Origin of the sequence: Kitasatospora sp. NPDC096128, from assembly GCF_040303105.1 — a bacterium.
GTDB lineage: Bacteria > Actinomycetota > Actinomycetes > Streptomycetales > Streptomycetaceae > Kitasatospora.
On sequence record NZ_JBEOSP010000003.1, the window covers coordinates 106447 to 124350 of the forward strand.

At 75.2% G+C, this 17904-nt stretch carries 14 protein-coding genes; 4 read left to right on the forward strand and 10 right to left on the reverse strand.

Annotated elements, in window-relative coordinates:
- Nucleotides 1-172: 172 nt before the first annotated feature.
- Together ABTY61_RS04895 and ABTY61_RS04900 are read right to left on the reverse strand one after the other, a co-directional pair.
- Nucleotides 173-598 (reverse strand): DUF3017 domain-containing protein, encoded by a 426-nt coding sequence (locus tag ABTY61_RS04895; RefSeq protein WP_350503505.1) that lies wholly within the window; start codon nt 596-598, stop codon nt 173-175.
- A gap of 19 nt (nt 599-617) precedes the next feature.
- Nucleotides 618-1472 (reverse strand): bifunctional methylenetetrahydrofolate dehydrogenase/methenyltetrahydrofolate cyclohydrolase, encoded by an 855-nt coding sequence (locus ABTY61_RS04900; protein ID WP_350503506.1) that lies wholly within the window; start codon nt 1470-1472, stop codon nt 618-620.
- A gap of 502 nt (nt 1473-1974) precedes the next feature.
- On the opposite strand from ABTY61_RS04900, the gene ABTY61_RS04905 reads away from it, so the two are divergent.
- Complete coding sequence (locus ABTY61_RS04905; protein ID WP_350503507.1) at nt 1975-2586, forward strand: hypothetical protein; 612 nt, start codon at nt 1975-1977, stop codon at nt 2584-2586.
- Between the two features lie 67 nt (nt 2587-2653).
- Here ABTY61_RS04905 and purH read toward each other — a convergent pair whose 3' ends face one another.
- Nucleotides 2654-4231: a bifunctional phosphoribosylaminoimidazolecarboxamide formyltransferase/IMP cyclohydrolase gene (purH, locus tag ABTY61_RS04910; RefSeq protein ID WP_350503508.1), complete on the reverse strand. Its 1578-nt coding sequence runs from the start codon at nt 4229-4231 to the stop codon at nt 2654-2656.
- On the reverse strand, nt 4228-4887 hold the full coding sequence (gene purN / locus ABTY61_RS04915; RefSeq protein WP_350503509.1) for a phosphoribosylglycinamide formyltransferase: 660 nt from the start codon (nt 4885-4887) through the stop codon (nt 4228-4230). The genes purH and purN overlap by 4 nt, the downstream gene beginning before the upstream one ends.
- Nucleotides 4888-5264: 377 nt before the next feature.
- On the opposite strand from purN, the gene ABTY61_RS04920 reads away from it, so the two are divergent.
- On the forward strand, nt 5265-5936 hold the full coding sequence (locus tag ABTY61_RS04920; protein ID WP_350503510.1) for a hypothetical protein: 672 nt from the start codon (nt 5265-5267) through the stop codon (nt 5934-5936).
- 41 nt (nt 5937-5977) lie between these two features.
- Here ABTY61_RS04920 and ABTY61_RS04925 read toward each other — a convergent pair whose 3' ends face one another.
- The gene (locus ABTY61_RS04925) at nt 5978-7393 is read right to left on the reverse strand and encodes a cell division protein PerM (protein WP_350503511.1); all 1416 of its coding nucleotides are present in this window, start codon (nt 7391-7393) and stop codon (nt 5978-5980) included.
- Between the two features lie 132 nt (nt 7394-7525).
- On the opposite strand from ABTY61_RS04925, the gene ABTY61_RS04930 reads away from it, so the two are divergent.
- Nucleotides 7526-9304, forward strand: a complete 1779-nt coding sequence (locus ABTY61_RS04930; protein ID WP_350503512.1) for a LuxR C-terminal-related transcriptional regulator — start codon at nt 7526-7528, stop codon at nt 9302-9304.
- 77 nt (nt 9305-9381) lie between these two features.
- Here ABTY61_RS04930 and sucD read toward each other — a convergent pair whose 3' ends face one another.
- The 5 genes from sucD to ABTY61_RS04955 form a co-directional block, all read right to left on the reverse strand.
- Complete coding sequence (gene sucD, locus ABTY61_RS04935; protein ID WP_350503513.1) at nt 9382-10266, reverse strand: succinate--CoA ligase subunit alpha; 885 nt, start codon at nt 10264-10266, stop codon at nt 9382-9384.
- 18 nt (nt 10267-10284) lie between these two features.
- Nucleotides 10285-11457, reverse strand: a complete 1173-nt coding sequence (sucC, locus tag ABTY61_RS04940) for an ADP-forming succinate--CoA ligase subunit beta (RefSeq protein WP_350503514.1) — start codon at nt 11455-11457, stop codon at nt 10285-10287.
- Between the two features lie 302 nt (nt 11458-11759).
- A complete protein-coding gene (locus ABTY61_RS04945) occupies nt 11760-12941 on the reverse strand; it encodes a VWA domain-containing protein (RefSeq protein WP_350503515.1) in 1182 nt (393 codons plus the stop codon).
- Nucleotides 12942-12987: 46 nt separating this feature from the next.
- Nucleotides 12988-15354 (reverse strand): DUF5682 family protein, encoded by a 2367-nt coding sequence (locus ABTY61_RS04950; protein ID WP_502895227.1) that lies wholly within the window; start codon nt 15352-15354, stop codon nt 12988-12990.
- The gene (locus ABTY61_RS04955) at nt 15312-16394 is read right to left on the reverse strand and encodes an ATP-binding protein (RefSeq protein WP_350503517.1); all 1083 of its coding nucleotides are present in this window, start codon (nt 16392-16394) and stop codon (nt 15312-15314) included. The genes ABTY61_RS04950 and ABTY61_RS04955 overlap by 43 nt, the downstream gene beginning before the upstream one ends.
- A gap of 189 nt (nt 16395-16583) precedes the next feature.
- On the opposite strand from ABTY61_RS04955, the gene ABTY61_RS04960 reads away from it, so the two are divergent.
- Nucleotides 16584-17882, forward strand: coding sequence for an SWIM zinc finger family protein (locus ABTY61_RS04960; protein ID WP_350503518.1), 1299 nt, complete (start codon nt 16584-16586; stop codon nt 17880-17882).
- The last annotated feature ends 22 nt before the right edge of the window (nt 17883-17904 follow it).

The window sequence follows — 17904 nt, forward strand, 5'->3', positions numbered from 1 at the left end:
TGATCTCTCGACATCGAGAGACCGGCGTCAGGTTATCGCAAAGGGAAGCGTACGCCGCGTGTGCGGACATGGCTGATGCGTCACAGCGGGCTCCGTCCGGGCGGGACCGGGCGGCCCGGGACGCACCGCGGCCCCGCCCGGGGATCCGGACGGGGCCGCGGTGGGGGCGGGCTCAGTGCTTGGGCCGGCCGATCAACTGGCCGATGTTGTCCAGCAGCGGGATCTCCAGCCACGGGTTCGGTTGCGCGACCAGGGTCAGCAGCACGATCGAGGCGCCCAGGAAGGCCAGCACGATCACGTCCGTGAAGCGGCTGCGCACCGCCAGCATCCCGACCTCGGGCAGCACCAGCCGCAGCACCGCGCCGAGCAGCACCCCGGTGCCGAGGATCAGCAGCCCGTACTTGAAGCCGTCCTTGAAGTCGGCGAACCAGGTGACCGCGAGGCCGGCGCCGACCACCGACAGGACCAGCGTTATCGGCCACTGCCGGACCGGCAGGGCGTGGTCGCGCCCGAGGGCCGGGGCCGCCCCCTCGGGCGGCAGGGTGCCGGTGGTCTTGACCGGCCTTTGCCGGGACCGCGCCGGTCGCGGTTCAGTCATGCTCGCCGTCCCTCGGGGGTCAGACGCCGGCGCGGCGCTCGGCCGCCACGACGATGTTGTTGAGCAGCATCGCGCGGGTCATCGGGCCCACGCCGCCGGGGTTCGGGGAGATCCAGCCGGCCACCTCGGCCACGCCCGGGTGCACATCGCCGACGATCTTGCCCTCGCTGCGGCTGACGCCGACGTCCAGCACCGCGGCGCCGGCCTTGACGTCCTCCGGCTTGACCAGGTGCGGCACGCCCGCGGCGGCCACGATGATGTCGGCCTTGCGCAGGTGCGCGCCGAGGTCCCGGGTGCCGGTGTGGCACAGGGTGACGGTGGCGTTCTCACTGCGGCGGGTCAGCAGCAGGCCGATCGAACGGCCGACGGTGATGCCGCGGCCGACCACGACCACCTCGGCGCCGTCGATCTCGACCTGGTGGCGGCGCAGCAGCTCGACGATGCCCAGCGGGGTGCACGGCAGCGGGCCGTCGATGCCCAGCGCCAGGCGGCCGAGCGAGGTCGGGTGCAGGCCGTCGGCGTCCTTGTCCGGGTCCATCAGCTCCAGGACCGGGTTCTGGTCCAGGCCCTTGGGCAGCGGCAGCTGGACGATGTAGCCGGTGCAGGTCGGGTCGGCGTTGAGCTCGCGGACGACGTTCTCGACGTCCTCCTGGGTGGCGGTGGCGGGCAGCTCGCGCTGGATCGAGGCGATGCCGACCTCGGCGCAGTCCTTGTGCTTGCCGTTCACGTACCAGCGGCTGCCCGGGTCGTCGCCGACCAGGACGGTGCCGAGGCCGGGCGTGACGCCCTTCGCCTTGAGGGCCGCCACGCGGGCGGCGAGTTCGGACTTGATCGCGGCGGCGGTGGCCTTGCCATCGAGAATCTGGGCAGTCATGACCCCATTCTCCCGGATCGCGACCGCCCCCCGTACCGGGCCCCGTCGCACCGGGCCGCCCGGCGCGGCCCGTGCCCGGTCAGGCGACCGGACGGGTACGGAAGGTCGCACCACGTTGCGGTTGCGCCACAGTCTTCGCACCACACCCACAACTGGCTGGACAGCGCGCCGCCGTCCGGTTGACGATATGCGGGCATCCCCTGCCGCGACCCGGCCCGGTGACGGGCCGACGGGTCCGCAGCAGGGCGTACCCGGGGGAAAGAGCCAGTGATCCGACCACAGCACACCGCGCAGCCCGACCGCCACGGCGCCCTCACCGCGCCGTGCCCGTCCCGGCGTTCGATCACTCCCCCGTCACAGCACTGAGCCGGCCGCGCCCGTCACCGCCGCCGGGCTGTCACCGCGCTCCGATAGCGTCCCGTGCCGTCGGCGACCCGACTCGCCGGCCGCAATCGGGCCCTCCGCATCCCGTCCCCGCGTTCCCAACTGCCCGGAGGCAGCCATGAGTTACCCGCCCGACCCGAACAACCCGTACGGCCAGCAGCCGCCCGCCCCGGGCTACGGCTACCCGCAGCAGGCCCCGCCGCAGCCCGCGCCGGGCTACGGCTACCCGCCGCCGGCCGCCCCGGGCTACGGCTACGCGCCGGCCGTGCCGCAGTCCATGCCGGGCCTGGTGATGACCGCCCGGGTGCTGCTGTTCATCGTGGGCGGCGTGCAGACGATCCTCGCGATCATCTACCTGCTCATCGGTGCGGCCGCCAAGGACGTCACCAACACCGCCAAGGCGACCACCAGCGACAACCCGTTCACCGCCATCGGCGACGCCGCCGCCGGCATCCTGATCGTCGTCGCGATCCTGCTCGCGCTGTTCGCCGCGCTCTCCATCACGCTCGGCGCGAAGTTCGGCAAGGGCGGCAACAACGTCCGCATCACGACCATCGTGTACGGCTCGCTCGGCTGCCTGGTCGGCCTGCTGATCCTGGCGGGCGCGGTCACCGCGGGCACCGCCATCGGCTATGTGATGGCCGGTCTGTGGCTGGCCATCAGCATCATCTGGATCACCGCCATGTGCACCCAGGAGGGCTCCGGCTGGTTCAACCGGCCGCGCTACTGAGCACCCGGCACGACCACGACGAAGCGGCCCGGCCCCCTCCGTAGGGGACCGGGCCGCTTCGTGCCACTCAGTGGAAGAAGTGGCGCGCGCCGGTGAAGTACATCGTCACGCCGGCCTTCTGGGCGGCCTCGATGACCTGCTCGTCACGGATCGAACCGCCCGGCTGGACGATCGCCTTCACGCCCGCGGCGATCAGGATCTCCGGGCCGTCCGGGAACGGGAAGAAGGCGTCCGAGGCGGCGTACGCGCCCTTGGCCCGCTCGCCGGCCCGCTCGACCGCGAGCTTGCAGGAGTCGACCCGGTTGACCTGGCCCATGCCGACGCCGACCGAGGCGCCGTCCTTGGCCAGCAGGATCGCGTTGGACTTGACGGCCCGGCAGGCCCGCCAGGCGAAGGCCAGCTCGGCCAGCTCGGCCGCGGAGAGCGCCTCGCCGGTGGCCAGCGTCCAGTTCGCCGGGTCGTCGCCCTCGGCCTGCACCCGGTCGGCGTCCTGGAGCAGCACGCCGCCGGAGATCGGGCGGACCTCCTGGCGGTTGGCCGGGGCCTCGGGGGCGACCAGCACCCGCAGGTTCTTCTTGCGGGCCAGCACCTCGACCGCGCCGTCCTCGTAGCCGGGGGCCACGACGACCTCGGTGAAGATCGGGGCGATCTGCTCGGCCAGCTCGACGGTGACCGGGCGGTTGACCGCGATCACGCCGCCGTACGCGGAGACCGGGTCGCACTCGTGCGCCTTGCGGTGCGCCTCGACGACGTCGGCGCCGGTCGCGATGCCGCACGGGTTGGCGTGCTTGATGATCGCGACGGCCGGCTCGGCGTGGTCGTAGGCGGCGCGGCGGGCGGCGTCGGTGTCGACGTAGTTGTTGTACGACATCTCCTTGCCGTGCAGCTGCTGCGCGCCGGCCAGGCCGCCCGTGCCGTCGCTGTACAGCGCGGCGCCCTGGTGCGGGTTCTCGCCGTAGCGCAGCACGTTCTGCCGCTCCCAGGTGGCGCCCAGGAACTCCGGGAAACACTCGTCGCTGGGGGCGTAGCCGGCCTCGAACCAGGAGGCGACGGCCACGTCGTAGGCGGCGGTGTGGGCGAACGCGGCACCGGCCAGGCGCTTGCGGGTGGCCAGGTCGAAGCCGCCCTCGCGGACGGCGGTCAGCACGTCGGCGTAGCGGGCCGGGTCGACCACGACGGCCACCGAGGGGTGGTTCTTGGCGGCGGCGCGGACCATGCTCGGGCCGCCGATGTCGATCTGCTCGACACACTCGTCCGGGGTGGCGCCCGAGGCGACGGTGGCCTTGAACGGGTAGAGGTTCACCACGACCAGGTCGAAGGGCTCGACGCCGAGCTCGGCCAGCTGCGTGCGGTGCGACTCCAGGCGCAGGTCGGCGAGCACGCCGGCGTGCACACGGGGGTGCAGCGTCTTCACGCGCCCGTCCAGGCACTCCGGGAAGCCGGTCAGCTCGGAGACCTCGGTCACCGGGACGCCGGCGGCGGCGATCCGGCCCGCGGTGGAGCCGGTGGAGACGATGGCGACCCCGGCGGCGTGCAGGCCCTGGGCCAGCTCCTCCAGACCGGTCTTGTCGTACACGCTGATCAGCGCACGACGGATCGGACGGATGTTCTCGGAGACAGGGGGGGTGGTGGAGCTGGCACTCATGCCGGGATCCATACCTTTCGGTCCTCGATGCGGTGACCTTCGCGGGCCAGCCGGCCCACGACGTCGACGAGCAGCTTGCGCTCGACAGTCTTGATGCGCTCGTGCAGCGCGTCGCCGCCATCGGCGTGGTCCGCGTCGAGCACCTCGACGACGCCCTGCGCGATGATCGGCCCGGTGTCCACACCGGCGTCGACCAGGTGGACGGTGCAGCCGGTGACCTTCACTCCGTACGCCAGTGCGTCGGTGACGCCGTGGGCGCCGGGGAAGGACGGCAGCAGTGCGGGGTGGGTGTTGACGATCCGCCCCGCGAAGGCCGCGATGAACTCGGGGCCGAGGATCTTCATGAAGCCGGCCGTGACCACCAGGTCGGGCTGGTGGGCGGCGACGGAGGCGGTCAGCGCGCGGTCCCAGGCGGCGCGGTCCGGGAAGTCCTTCACCCGGTGGACGAAGGTCGGCAGGCCCGCCCGCTCGGCGCGCTCCAGGCCGGCGATCCCGTCGCGGTCCGCGCCCACGGCCTGGATCTCGGCGCCGTACGCCGGGTCGGCGACGGCGTCGATCAGCGACTGGAGGTTGGTGCCGGAGCCGGAGACCAGCACCACCAGGCGGGCCGGTCCGGGCGTACGGGGCGGGAAGAGCTGGGCGGGGGCGGCGGCCACTGCGCGATTCTCCGTAGGTCGGGCGCCGCCCGCTGGTACGTCCACCGGCGGTGGGGCCACTACGAACGGCAGGTCGAGCGAGGGGGAACACCAGGAGAACCCGCCGCGACGCGGGCCCCGGGAACCCCTGGGAGCTGCTGACCGTCACCACGATAACGGCTGGTCGGACGGCCCCCGCACCCCGCCCGCGGCGCTACGCGCGTAGTTGAGACGGGGATCTCCTCGGGCCCGCCGCACCGGAGTTGCGCACGGCCCGCACCGGTGCGGGCAGGCCCCCGACGGGCGCTCGAACGCTTGCGGGATCATTGGGGCGGAGGAGACCGCCCGCGGGCGCGACCCTCCGCACGAGCCCCGACCGAGAAGGAACGGCTGAACCCATGAGCAGCGGCGACGACCCCGACGAGCGCAACCCCTTCGCGCCGCCGCCCGCGGACGCCCCGGACCAGCCGTGGCGGCCGCGCAGCCCCTGGCCGGGCCAGGACGGCAACGGCGGCCAGGCCGGCAACGGCGGCCAGGCCGGCGGCCCGGGCGGCGAGCAGCACGGCGACCGCCCGCCGTTCCCGCCGCAGTGGGGGCAGGGCCCCGGCGAGGGCGGCCCCGGCCGTCGCCCCCAGGCCCCGCCGCCACCCCGGCTGGACCCGACCGACCCGGCCCACCGCAAGGCCCGCAACGCCGCGCTGGCCGGACCCTTCGCGCTGGTCTGCCTGTTCGCGGGCTTCCACTGGATCGCGCTGCTGGTCGGTCTGCTCGGCATCGCCTGGGGCGTCGGCGCGCTCCGGGCCAAGCGGCCCTCGGCCGCCCCGGCGGCGGCCGTGGCCGTCGGCGGCCCCGTCGGCGCCCCGGCCCCGAACCCGCTCACCCCGGCCGCGCTCGCCGGGATCCTCACCGGCGCGATGACCGTCGTGGTCGCCACCTCGGTGATCGGGCTGAGCATCCACTACCGGGACTACATGACCTGCGTGCGGGACTCGCTGACCAACGTCGGCGCCGAGAACTGCGACCGGTACGCGCCGCAGTGGTACGTGGACTTCAGCGGGAACTCGGAGTAGCGGGACCGCGCGGCAGCGGCCCGGCTCGGGCCGGCCGGCGGTCAGTCGGCGGGGCGCCGACCGGACAGCCGCAGCACCAGGACGTACGCCCCGGCGCGCAGCCGCAGGGCGCTCCGGTGCGCACGGATCGCGAGCCGGGCGTACGCGCCCTGCCCGGCCGCCGGGGCCCCGGCCGGGCCCGCCGCCTCGGACGGGTCCTCGACCGGATCCCCGGCCGCCCCGGGGCCGAGCACGCGGTACCGGACCAGCAGAGCGCCCGGCACCGCCACCAGGGCGAGCCAGCCCGCCGCCGCCAGGCCCGTCCACCACGGCACCGGCCCCAGCCGGGCCATCCGCTCGGCCGCCACCGCCCCGCCGGACAGCCAGCCCAGCACCGCCGCCCCGGCACCGACCAGCAGCGCGGCCGCCAGGGCCGCCGTCGCCGTCGCCGCGGGCGGCCACGGCTCGGCGCCGCCCGCCGCACCCCGGCGACCCGCCGCCGCGCGGCCCAGCAGGACCGCGGGCACCAGCCCCGCCAGCAGCGGCAGCAGCAGCGCCGCCAGCCGCCAGCCGCCCGGGCCCTCCTGGGGCAACAGGGCGAACAGCGGGAAGTCCGGCACCGGGCCGAGCCGCGTCCCGCCCGGCGACACCAGCGACCCGGCGCCGACCTCGAATCCCGGGCCCAGCGCGTACGCGGCGCCCCACAACACCGCGTTCGGCAGCAGCGCCACGGTGACCAGCAGCAGCCCGACCAGCGCGGCGGGCCCGCCCCCGAGCAGCGCCGTCCCGCGCCCACCGCCGACCACCGCGTCCAGCACCGCCGCCACCGCCACCAGCACCCCGCCCGCCGCGACCAGGCCCGCCGCGGCCGCACCCGCCGCCCGGCCCACCACGGACGTGCCGCCGGTCGGCCGCCAGCCCGGCGGGAGCCGGTCGAACAGCGGCTCGGCGTCGATCACCGACGCCCCGACGGACCGTACGCCCGCCGCCGTCGCCAGCGCGGCCAGCAGGCCCACCACCAGCAGGTCCGGCAGCACCCGGCTGTGGAACAGCCCGGCACCCGCGCAGTGCAGCGCGACCGCGACCGCGACCGCGCAGTACCCCGCCCACAGCGCCAGCGGGCCGCCCCAGCGCGACCGCAGCCCCCGCCGCGCCGCCACCCCGGCGCCCGCCCGGTACAGCCGCAGCACGGCCAAGGCGCCGAGCAACAGCGGAGTGACCGTCAGCGGGGCGTCCGCGGCGCCGCGCAGCACCGGCGCGCCGTGCCCGAGCAGCCAGAGCGCACCCGCCAACCGGGTGGCACCCGCGGCGTCGGAATCCGCGTACGGCGTCGCCACCCAGAGCCCGAGCACCGGCACCCCGACCACCGCGAGACCGACCAGCGCCGTCCGCACCCCCGCCAACAGGTCGGCCAGCACCGGGCGTCCGCCCAATTCGCCCGACACTTCCAGGAGCGGACGGCCCATCAGCTGCGTCATGCGCCTCATGGTGCCAAGGCGACTCGCCATGCTCCGTGAACCGGCAAACCGCCGCCGTGTCCCAGATTATTGTCTTATGCGCCTTTTCAGACCCTGCCCCCAAGCCGCCACCGCCCCGGCCAGGAGCGTCTGATGACCACGCCACCCACCCGCGCCACCGATCCGCTGGGGAAGCTGACCCCCCGTGAGGCCCAGGCCCTCGCCCACCTGGCCGCCGGCCACGGCCTCGATCACACCGCCGCCGCACTCGGCGTCACCACCGCGACCGCCCGCAGTTATCTCCACCGGGCCATGCGCAAACTCGGCTGCCCCACCGAAGCCGCCGCCATCGCCCTGATCAGGACCGCACCCCCCACCGGCCCGGGCAGGCGCCCCCCGGCCGCCCCCACCGACAGCAACCGCACGCGAGTGGCCCCCACAGCCCCGGGAGAACGCAGCGGCATGACCAAGACCACCCCGACCGGCGGGAAACCCGGCACCGACGGCGACCGACGCCACCGCTCCCCCGGCGTGGGCACCGGCCCCGGCCGATCCACGCCGAACGGCGACCCCGGCGCCCCGGCGGCGCCCGGGACGGGCAAGCAGCAGGGCCGGCGCCACCGTCCGGCGGACGGCGCGCACGGACCGCGGGGGGACGAGCGAAGGCCCGACACCGAACGGAGGCCGGGCGCCGACCGCGGGCCGGCGCAGCCGGAGCCGTCCGCCGTCTCCACTCCCGCTGCCGCGCCGGAGCCGCCGGCGGAGCGGCGCCCCGCCCGGCCCGAGCCGCCCCTGGCACCGGCCCCGGCCGAGGTCCGGGAGCCCGCGGACGCTGACCCCGGGAGCACCCCCGAAGCCCGCGAGCGGATCAGTGCCGCCCTCACCGAGGCGGGCCACGGGCGGGACCTGACCGAGAGCTTCGAGGAGCTGTACGAGGCCGCGCACACCCGGCTGGTGCAGCAGGTGTTCCTGCTGACGACCTGCCGCCACCGGGCGGTGCACTGCGTGCGGCGGGCGTTCGGGGAGGCCCGGCAGGACTGGGGCGGGGTGGTCGGGTCGGGCGATCCGGAGGGCTGGGTGCGGGTGCGGGCCTGCGAGCTGGCGCTGTCGCCGTGGCACCGGGGCGGGCCCCGGCGGGCGCACGCGTGGACACTGCCGCACCGGCGGATCCGGGTGCGGCCGGCCGACGAGGCGCAGTCGGTGCTGCCGGACCACGACCGGCTGACCGACCGGGACAAGGCGCTGCTGAAGGCCCTGCGGCGGCTGTCGCGGCCGCAGCGGCGAGCGCTGGTGCTGCACGACGGGCTGGGGCTGCCGGCGGCGGCGGTCGCGGTGGAGGTGGAGTCGACGCTGGCGGCGGCCGAGGGGCGGGTGTGGACGGCCCGGGCGGCGCTGGCCCAGTGGGTGCCGGACCTGGTGGGGCCGGATCCGGAGGCACCGGGCTTCGCGGACGGGCTGAGCGGGCTGCTGCACCGGGCCGCGGTGCGGGGCTGCCCGGAGCCGCACCGGGCGCCGGTGCCGGTGCTGCGGGCCAAGCACCGGTTGGGGACGGCGAGCCGGACGGGCGCCGCGGTGCTGCTGACGGTGGCGGTGGGCGGGGCGACGGTGGCGACCCTCGCGGGGCTGCGTCCGGCGGCGCTGTTCCACCGGCCGGACCAGCCCGTCCCAGTGCTCTGCGTGCCGGCCCCGACGGCGGAGGTGGCGGAACCGGGCGTGCCGCTGCTGCCGGGCGGGGCGCCGAACGGCATCACCAGCCTGTGGTGCAGTCCGACGCCGGGGCTGGAGGCGGTGGTGGCGGAGCCGCAGGCGCAGGCGGTCGCGCGCTGGGAGCTGCCGGTCGCGGCCCGGGGCGCGGCCCCGCCGCCGCAGCAGGACCCGGCGGCCTGCCCGGCGTGGTCCCCGCTGCCGTGTGCCACCAGGCCGGGGCACTGACGCGCCGATCGGCGCCGGAACGGCGAGCGCCCCCGCCCCACAGGGGGCGGGGGCGCTCACCGCGCGGGTGACCGGGGTCAGCCGGCGATGATCTCGCGGGCCAGGCGGGCGGTCTCGGACGGCGTCTTGCCGACCTTGACACCGGCGGCCTCGAGGGCCTCCTTCTTCGCCTGGGCGGTGCCCGAGGAGCCGGAGACGATGGCGCCGGCGTGGCCCATGGTCTTGCCCTCGGGGGCGGTGAAGCCCGCGACGTAGCCGACGACCGGCTTGGTGACGTGCTCGGCGATGTAGGCCGCAGCACGCTCCTCGGCGTCGCCGCCGATCTCACCGATCATGACGATGATCTCGGTCTCCGGGTCCTCCTGGAAAGCCTTGAGGGCGTCGATGTGGGTGGTCCCGATGACCGGGTCACCGCCGATGCCCACGGCCGAGGAGAAGCCGATGTCGCGCAGCTCGTACATGAGCTGGTAGGTCAGGGTGCCCGACTTCGAGACCAGACCGATCTTGCCCGAGGTGGTGATGTCGGCCGGGATGATGCCGGCGTTCGACTGTCCGGGGCTGATCAGGCCGGGGCAGTTCGGGCCGATGATCCGGGTCTTGTTGCCCTTCGAACCGGCGTACGCCCAGAAGGCGGCGGTGTCGTGCACCGGGACGCCCTCGGTGATCACGACGGCCAGGCCGATCTCGGCGTCGATGGCCTCGATGACGGCGGCCTTGGTGAACGCCGGCGGCACGAAGAGGACCGAGACGTCGGCGCCGGTCTCCTTCATCGCCTCGGCGACGGAGCCGAAGACCGGGATCTCGGTGCCGTCGACGTCGACCGTGGTGCCGGCCTTGCGCGGGTTGACACCGCCGACGATCTGGGTGCCGGAGGCGAGCATGCGGCGGGTGTGCTTCATGCCCTCGGCGCCGGTCATGCCCTGGACGATGACCTTGCTGTCCTTGGTAAGGAAGATAGCCATGGTGTTAAGTCCCCTTCCTTACTTGTTGGCCAGCTCGGCGGCGCGGTCAGCGGCGCCGTCCATGGTGTCCACGCGCTGGACCAGCGGGTGGTTGGCGTCGTCGAGGATCTTGCGACCCAGCTCCGCGTTGTTGCCGTCCAGGCGGACGACCAGCGGCTTGCTGACGTTCTCGCCCTTGCTCTCGAGGAGCGCGAGGGCCTGCACGATGCCGTTGGCGACCGCGTCACAGGCGGTGATGCCGCCGAAGACGTTGACGAAGACCGACTTGACGTCGGGGTCGCCGAGGATGATCTCCAGGCCGTTCGCCATGACCTCGGCGGAGGCGCCGCCACCGATGTCGAGGAAGTTGGCGGGCTTGACGCCGCCGTGGTTCTCACCGGCGTAGGCGACCACGTCGAGGGTGCTCATGACGAGGCCCGCGCCGTTGCCGATGATGCCGACCTGGCCGTCGAGCTTGACGTAGTTCAGGCCCTTGGCCTTGGCGGCGGCCTCCAGCGGGTTGGCCGCGGCCTTGTCCTCGAGCGCCTCGTGCTCGGGCTGACGGAACTCGGCGTTCTCGTCCAGGGAGACCTTGCCGTCGAGCGCGATGATCTTGCCCTCGCCGGACTTGATCAGCGGGTTGACCTCGACGAGGAGGGCGTCCTCCTTGATGAAGACGGTCCACAGCTTCTGGAGGACGTCGGCGACCTGGTCGGCGACCTCGGCCGGGAACTTCGCCGCGGCGACGATCTCGGCGGCCTTCTCCGGGGTGCAGCCCTCGTTGGCGTCGACCGGGATCTTGGCGAGCGCGTCGGGGTTCTGCTCGGCGACGACCTCGATCTCCACGCCGCCCTCGACGCTGGCCATCGCCAGGAAGGTGCGGTTGGTGCGGTCCAGCAGGAACGAGACGTAGTACTCGTCCTTGATGTCCGCGGTCTGGGCCAGCATCACCTTGTGAACGGTGTGGCCCTTGATGTCCATGCCGAGGATCTGCTCGGCCTTGGCGACGGCGTCGGCCGGGTCGGCGGCGAGCTTGACGCCACCGGCCTTGCCTCGGCCACCCACCTTCACCTGAGCCTTGACGACGGCACGGCCGCCGAAGCGCTCCGCGATGGCGGCAGCGTCTGCGGCGGTCTCGATGACATCGCCGTCAAGCACGGGCACGCCGTGCTTGGCGAAGAGGTCCCTCGCCTGGTACTCGAACAGGTCCACGTGTTTGTCCTTGTTCGTGGTCGCGGATTGTGTCTCTACGAGCGTGCCACGGCAGGATCTTCGCTGCGGGTCGTCGAAGCGGTGCGGGTACGCAGAGGTACGGCCTTGCGGCCCACACAGCCACGGGCGCACACGTCAATCAACACGCGCGTCACGTCCGTCTGGCAGGTTATCCCCGTGGGACGGGACTGTTCCGCCCGGGGCCTGTCCGTCATGGGTGAGAACCGTCACAGATATCCCCTCGACCGTCGGACGGACCCGCGGTCCACCGATCGAGTGATTCACACGTTCGAGTGAAGTCGTCACACCCCCTGGTCAGCGCCCTTCATCAGGCGCCGCGGGATCGGCCGCTTCTCGATCGCCGCCGCCATGATCTCGGGGAAGGCGTCCGGGGTGCAGGCGAAGGCCGGGGCGCCGAGCGCGGCCAGCGCGGCGGCGTGGGCGTGGTCGTACGCGGGGGCGCCCTCGTCGGAGAGCGCGAGCAGCGCGACGAACTGGACACCGGCCGCCTTCATGGCGGCGACCCGCCGCAGCATGCCGTCCCGGATGCCGCCCTCGTACAGGTCGCTGATCAGCACCACGACGGTCTCGGACGGCCGGGTGATCCTCGACTGGCAGTAGGCGAGCGCCCGGTTGATGTCGGTGCCGCCGCCGAGCCGGGTGGCGAACAGCACGTCCACCGGGTCGGTCAGCTGCTCGGTGAGGTCGACCACCGAGGTGTCAAAGACGACCAGCCGGGTGTCCAGGCTGCGCATCGAGGCGAGCACCGCGCCGAACACCGCCGAGTGGACGACGGACGGCGCCATCGAGCCGGACTGGTCGATGCAGAGGATGACGTCCTTCTTCACCGCGCGCTGGGCGCGGGCGTAGCCGACCAGCCGCTCGGGCACCACGGTTCCGTGCTCGGGCAGGTAGTTCTTCAGGTTGGCCCGGATCGTCCGGTCCCAGTCGATGTCCCGGTGGCGCGGCCGGTTCACCCGGGCGCTGCGGTCCAGGGCGCCGCCCAGGGTGGCCCTGGTCCGGTCGGCCAGCCGGCGCTCCAGGTCGGCCACCACCTTGCCGACCACGGCCCGGGCGGACTCCCGGGTGGTCTCGGGCAGCGCGTGCTTGAGCGACAGCAGGGTGCCGACCAGGTGGACGTCCGGCTCGACGGCCTCCAGCATCTCCGGCTCCAGCAGCAGCCGGTCCAGGCCGAGCCGGGAGATCGCGTCCTGCTGCATCAACTGGACGACGGTGGACGGGAAGTACTCGCGGATGTCACCCAGCCAGCGGGCCACCTGCGGGGCCGAGCCGCCCAGCCCGGCACTGCGCCGGCCGCCGCGGGGCGCCCGGGCGCCCTCCTCGGGGGCGCCCCGGTAGAGCGCGGCGAGGGCGCCGTCCATCGCGGCGTCGCGGCCGCGCAGGGTGCAGCCGGTGCCGTCGGCCTCGCCGCCGAGCACCAGGCGCCAGCGGCGCAGCCGTTCGTCGGTGGGGGTCGCTGCCATCGGGTCCTCCTGGTACGGCGGATGGGTCGGGGTGGTTCGGCCGGTGTCAGGTGTCGCGGCCGGTGGCCTGGCGGGGGATCCGCGGACGGACCCCGAGCAGCAGGGCCATCACCGGGACGGCCGCGTCGGCGCGGTCCGGGTCGAGGGCGCCGGCCGCCTCGGGCGGCGCCGGGGCGACGTCCAGCGGACCGGCCGCGACCCGGCCGCCGATGGTGGTGCGCACCCCCGCCTCCAGCCCGGCGAAGGTGCGCCGCAGCAGCGGCAGGACGTCGGTGAAGACCTCGCCGCCGACCCCGCCGAGCCACTCGTCCAGCAGGGCGAGCAGCCGGGGGTCGTGCAGCAGCAGGGCGCCGCCGCCGGTGAGGAAGCCCTCGACCCAACCGGCCGCGTCCGCCGGGGCGTTGGCCACCGACAGCACCAGCCGGAGCCGGCGGCCGGCCTCCTCGGAGTCGAGCCGGCCGTCGTCCAGCAGCAGCCGGACGGCGCGGCCGCGCAGCAGGCCGGGGGCGCCGGTGGCCGGCCCGCCGGCGGGCTCGCGGCGGGCCAGCGAGCGCAGGGCGGCGGCCCAGCGGTCGGCCAGGCCCTCGGTGCCCGCGGCGTCACCGGCTGCGGCCGGGCCGAGCAGGGCGATCGCGCCGTGCACCTCGTCGATCCGGGCCCGCATCGCCGCCGCGCTCTCGGCGTCCAGACCGACGCAGGCGGGCGGCAGTCCGACGCAGACCCGCTCGGCCAGTCCCGCCGCGGCCCCGGCCAGCGCACCGTGGTCGGTGCCGCGCACGTCGCCGTAGCGCAGCGCCCGGACCAACGCGGGCAGCGCGCCCGCCAGGTGCGCGACATCGGTGTCCAGGGCCGCGCAGTCGGCCAGCACCCGCATCACGGCGGGCAGCGCACCGGACAGCCCGGCCAGCAGGCAGGTCTCCACCAGGCCGGTCAGCTCGGCGAGTTCGACGGCCGCGCGGGCGGTGCCGACCGCCTTGCCGACGGCGGCCTCCTCCACCGTGGTGCCCCACTGGGCGGCCTCGGCGATCCGGACCGCGAACTCCGGCTGCCAGCACAGCCGCCAGCTCTCCCGGAAGGTCCCGGTGGAGTGGACCGACGAACGGGCCGGCACGCCCCACTCGACGCCCAGCAGCCGCAGCCGGTGCAGCAACCGGGAGCGGGCCGCGTCGGTGTCCTTGCGCAGGTCGAGGTCGAGGTCCCGGGGCGCGGCCTCCGGCTTGAGCCGCAGCGAGCGCTGCAGCCGGGCCAGGTCGCGCTGCAGCGGCACCGCCGGGGCGGCGTCCGGCACCTCGCCGAGCGCGTCGCCGACCACCAGGCGGTCCCGGACGAGTTCCAGGGCGACGTCCGAGCCCTCGCAGAGCACCGCGCGGACGGCGTCGAGGGTCTCGGTCAGCCCGGCGAGCGGGCGGCCGCGCAGCACCGCGAGGGTCTCGGCGAGCCGGACCGCCTCGATCACGTGGGCGGAGGAGACCGGGTGGTCCTCGGCGCGCAGCAGTTCGGCGGCCCGGGTGAGCCAGCGCGGCACCGGGTCGCCCTCGGTGCTGAACAGGTGGTGGTACCAGCCGGGCGACTGGACGCCCGCGCCGTAGCCGGCGGCCTGGGAGAGCCGGCGGTGCGTCCACGGGATCCAGGTGATGTCCGTCCGCACCTTCTTCGGCAGCCCGGCGAGCAGCGCCCGGTCATGGGCGACGGTGGGCATGGTCGCCAGCGCGGGCACGTGGAAGGCGCCGCAGACCACGGCGATCCGGCGGTGCCCGGCGCGCCGGGCGGCCCGGATCTGCTGGCGCATGTGGGCCTCGCGCAGATCGTCCCGGCGGGACTCGCCGAGCCCCTCGGCGCGCAGTGCGGCCATCGCCTCGGCGACGGCCGCGAACGGCGCCAGCGCGTCCGCACCGGGGGCACGGTGCTCGACCACGTCCTCCCACCAGCGCTCCGGGTCGTCGTGGCCGGCGGCCTCGGCGAGCAGCGCCAGCGGGTCGGCGGCGGTCTCCTCGGGCTTCTCGGCCTGCTCCTCGGGCTCCTCGGGCTTCTCGGCCTGCTCGTCGGCGGTCGGCGCGAAGCCGTACGCGGCGGGCAGGTCGATGAAGCGGACCGGCAGGTCGTGGTCCACGGCGTGGCGGATCGCCACCCACTCCGGGGAGAACTCGGCGTACGGCCAGAACGCGGCCCGCGCCGGGTCGTCCACCGCGTGGGCGAGCAGGGCGACCGGCGGCACCAGGTCCTTCCCGGCCGCGAGGTGGACCACGGCGTCGGCCTCCGGCGGGCCCTCGATCAGCACCGCGTCCGGCTGCCACTGCGCCAGCGCGGCGGCCACCGCCCGGGCCGACCCGGGGCCGTGGTGCCGGATGCCCAGCAGGGCGACCTCCGAGGTCACGCGGTCACCTCGCGGGCCGCGCGGTAGAAGTCCTTCCAGCCGTCGCGCTCGCGCACCACCCCTTCGACGTACTCGCGCCACACCGCCCGGTCCGCCACCGGGTCGCGGACGACCGCGCCGAGGATGCCGGCCGTCACGTCCCCGGCGCGCAGCACGCCGTCGCCGAAGTGGGCGGCCAGGGCGAGTCCGTTGGTCACCACCGAGATCGCCTCGGCGGTGGAGAGGGTGCCGCTCGGGGTCTTGACCTTCGTCCGGCCGTCGACGGTGAGGCCGGCCCGCAGCTCCCGGAAGACCGTCACCACGCGCCTGATCTCCTCGGCGCCGCCCGGCAGTTCGGGCAGGTCGAGGGAGCGGCCGAGCTGGCTGACCCGGCGGGTGACGATGTCCACCTCCTCCTCCAGCGAGCCGGGCAGCGGCAGCACCACGGTGTTGAAGCGGCGGCGCAGCGCGCTGGACAGCTCGTTGACGCCGCGGTCGCGGTCGTTGGCGGTGGCGATCACGTTGAAGCCGCGCACGGCCTGGGTCTCGCCGCCCAACTCCGGCACCGGCAGCGTCTTCTCGGACAGGATGGTGATCAGACTGTCCTGCACGTCGGCCGGGATGCGGGTGAGCTCCTCGATCCGGGCGAGCTTGCCGTCCGCCATCGCCCGCATCAGCGGCGAGGGCACCAGGGCATCCCGGCTGGGGCCGTGGGCGAGCAGCTGGGCGTAGTTCCAGCCGTACCGGACGGCCTCCTCGGGAGTGCCCGCGGTGCCCTGCACCAGCAGCGTGGAGTCGCCGCTGATCGCGGCGGCCAGGTGCTCGGACACCCAGGTCTTCGCGGTGCCGGGCACGCCGAGCAGCAGCAGCGCGCGGTCCGTCGCCAGGGTGGTGACGGCGACCTCGACGACGCGGCGCGGGCCGATGTACTTGGGGGTGATCCGGGTGCCGTCCGGCAGCTCGCCGCCGAGCAGGTAGGTCGCCACGGCCCAGGGCGAGAGCTTCCAGCGCTCGGGGCGCGGACGGTCGTCCTGCGCGGCCAGCGCGGCCAGTTCGCCGGCGAACGCGTCCTCGGCGTGCTGCCGCAGAACGTCGGTCATGGGAGCTCCTTGAGGTCGGCCGCCGGGCGCACGGGTGCCCGGCGACAGGGTGATCGGGGGGAGCCAGGTCGGCGTCCCGGCCTGTGGAACCAAGCCTGCAACGCGGCACTGACAACCGCCGGGCGGGCGGCGGACGGGAGGCGGACGGGCCGTCAGCCGCTGTCAGTGCCCCCGCCTACCGTCGGTCGCATGGAGGAACGCTGGAGCACCGAACACGTCCTGTCCCTGGCCCCTGACGCCGCGTCGCAGAAGGCCGCGGGCAAGCTGTCCTCACCCGCGCCCTGGTCCGGGACGGGCACCGACGGCACCGCCCTGTGGGGCGAGTGCCGGGGCAGCGGCCGCACGCCGTACCGCACCGTGGTCGAACTCGCCACGCCCGCCTACCAGTGCAGCTGCCCCAGCCGGAAGTTCCCGTGCAAGCACGCGCTCGGGCTCCTCCTGCTGTGGAGCGGCGCCCCCGAGGCCGTACCGGCCGGCCGGCCCGCCGACTGGGCGGACGAATGGCTCCGGGCCCGCCAGGAGCGGGCCGAGAAGCGCGCGAGCGCCCCGGTCGACCCGGAGGCCGCCCGCCGCCGGGCCGAGAAGCGCGGCGCCCGGGTCGCGGCCGGCGCGGCCGAACTGCGGCTGCGGCTCGCCGACCGGATCCGGCACGGCCTGGCCGACCAGTCCACAGCCGGCCCCTGGGAGGAGGTCGCGGCCCGGATGGTCGACGCCCAGGCCTCCGGACTCGCCACCCGGGTGCGGGAGTTGGACACCCTGCCGGAGGACCGGCTGCTGGAGGAGTACGCACTGCTGCACCTGCTCGCCACCGCCGCCACCCGGGTCGACGAACTGCCGCCCGACCTGGCCGCCACCGTCCGCGCCCGAGTCGGCTACACCGTGGACGCCGCCGAGGTGCTCGCCGGGCCGACCGTCCGGGACCGCTGGCTGGTGCTCGGCAGCCGGGACACCTCCGACGAGCGGCTCACCACCCGCCGGGTCTGGCTGCGCGGCGCCAAGACCGGCCGCCTCGCCCTGCTGCTCGCCTTCGGCCGCCCCGGCCAGGCCCCCGACCTCGCCCTGCCCACCGGCCACCTGCTGGAGGCCGAACTCGCCTACCACCCGGGCGCCCGCCCGCTGCGCGCCGCGCTCGGCACCCGCTACGGCGCCCCCGGGCCCGGCCCGGCCACCCCGCCCGCCGGGCTCACCGTCGCCGAGGCGGTCGCCGGGTACGGCACCGCGGTGGCCGACGACCCGTGGCTGGACAGCTGGCCGACCGTGCTCGCCGGGGTCGTCCCGGTCCGCACCCCGGCCGGCTGGCACCTGACGGACGGCCACCACACCGTCCCGGTACGCCCCTCGGCCGTCCCCGAGGCCGCACTGTGGCGGCTGGCCGCGGTCTCCACCGGCCGCCCGCTGACGGTCTTCGGCGAGTACGGCCACCAGGGCTTCGCCCCGGTCACCGCCTGGACCGCCGAGCACCGCCCGGTCGGCCTCACCTCCGTCTAGGGCGCGTCCGGCAGTTCCCGCC

Excerpts from the sequence above, each read along its gene's own strand:
- ABTY61_RS04895 (WP_350503505.1), bottom strand. The coding sequence starts at position 598 with ATGACTGAACCGCGACCGGCGCGGTCCCGGCAAAGGCCGGTCAAGACC.
- ABTY61_RS04900 (WP_350503506.1), bottom strand. The coding sequence starts at position 1,472 with ATGACTGCCCAGATTCTCGATGGCAAGGCCACCGCCGCCGCGATCAAG.
- ABTY61_RS04905 (WP_350503507.1), top strand. The coding sequence starts at position 1,975 with ATGAGTTACCCGCCCGACCCGAACAACCCGTACGGCCAGCAGCCGCCC.
- ABTY61_RS04960 (WP_350503518.1), top strand. The coding sequence starts at position 16,584 with ATGGAGGAACGCTGGAGCACCGAACACGTCCTGTCCCTGGCCCCTGAC.
- purH (WP_350503508.1), bottom strand. The coding sequence starts at position 4,231 with ATGAGTGCCAGCTCCACCACCCCCCCTGTCTCCGAGAACATCCGTCCG.
- ABTY61_RS04930 (WP_350503512.1), top strand. The coding sequence starts at position 7,526 with ATGACCACGCCACCCACCCGCGCCACCGATCCGCTGGGGAAGCTGACC.
- sucD (WP_350503513.1), bottom strand. The coding sequence starts at position 10,266 with ATGGCTATCTTCCTTACCAAGGACAGCAAGGTCATCGTCCAGGGCATG.
- ABTY61_RS04925 (WP_350503511.1), bottom strand. The coding sequence starts at position 7,393 with ATGACGCAGCTGATGGGCCGTCCGCTCCTGGAAGTGTCGGGCGAATTG.
- ABTY61_RS04945 (WP_350503515.1), bottom strand. The coding sequence starts at position 12,941 with ATGGCAGCGACCCCCACCGACGAACGGCTGCGCCGCTGGCGCCTGGTG.
- ABTY61_RS04955 (WP_350503517.1), bottom strand. The coding sequence starts at position 16,394 with ATGACCGACGTTCTGCGGCAGCACGCCGAGGACGCGTTCGCCGGCGAA.
- ABTY61_RS04920 (WP_350503510.1), top strand. The coding sequence starts at position 5,265 with ATGAGCAGCGGCGACGACCCCGACGAGCGCAACCCCTTCGCGCCGCCG.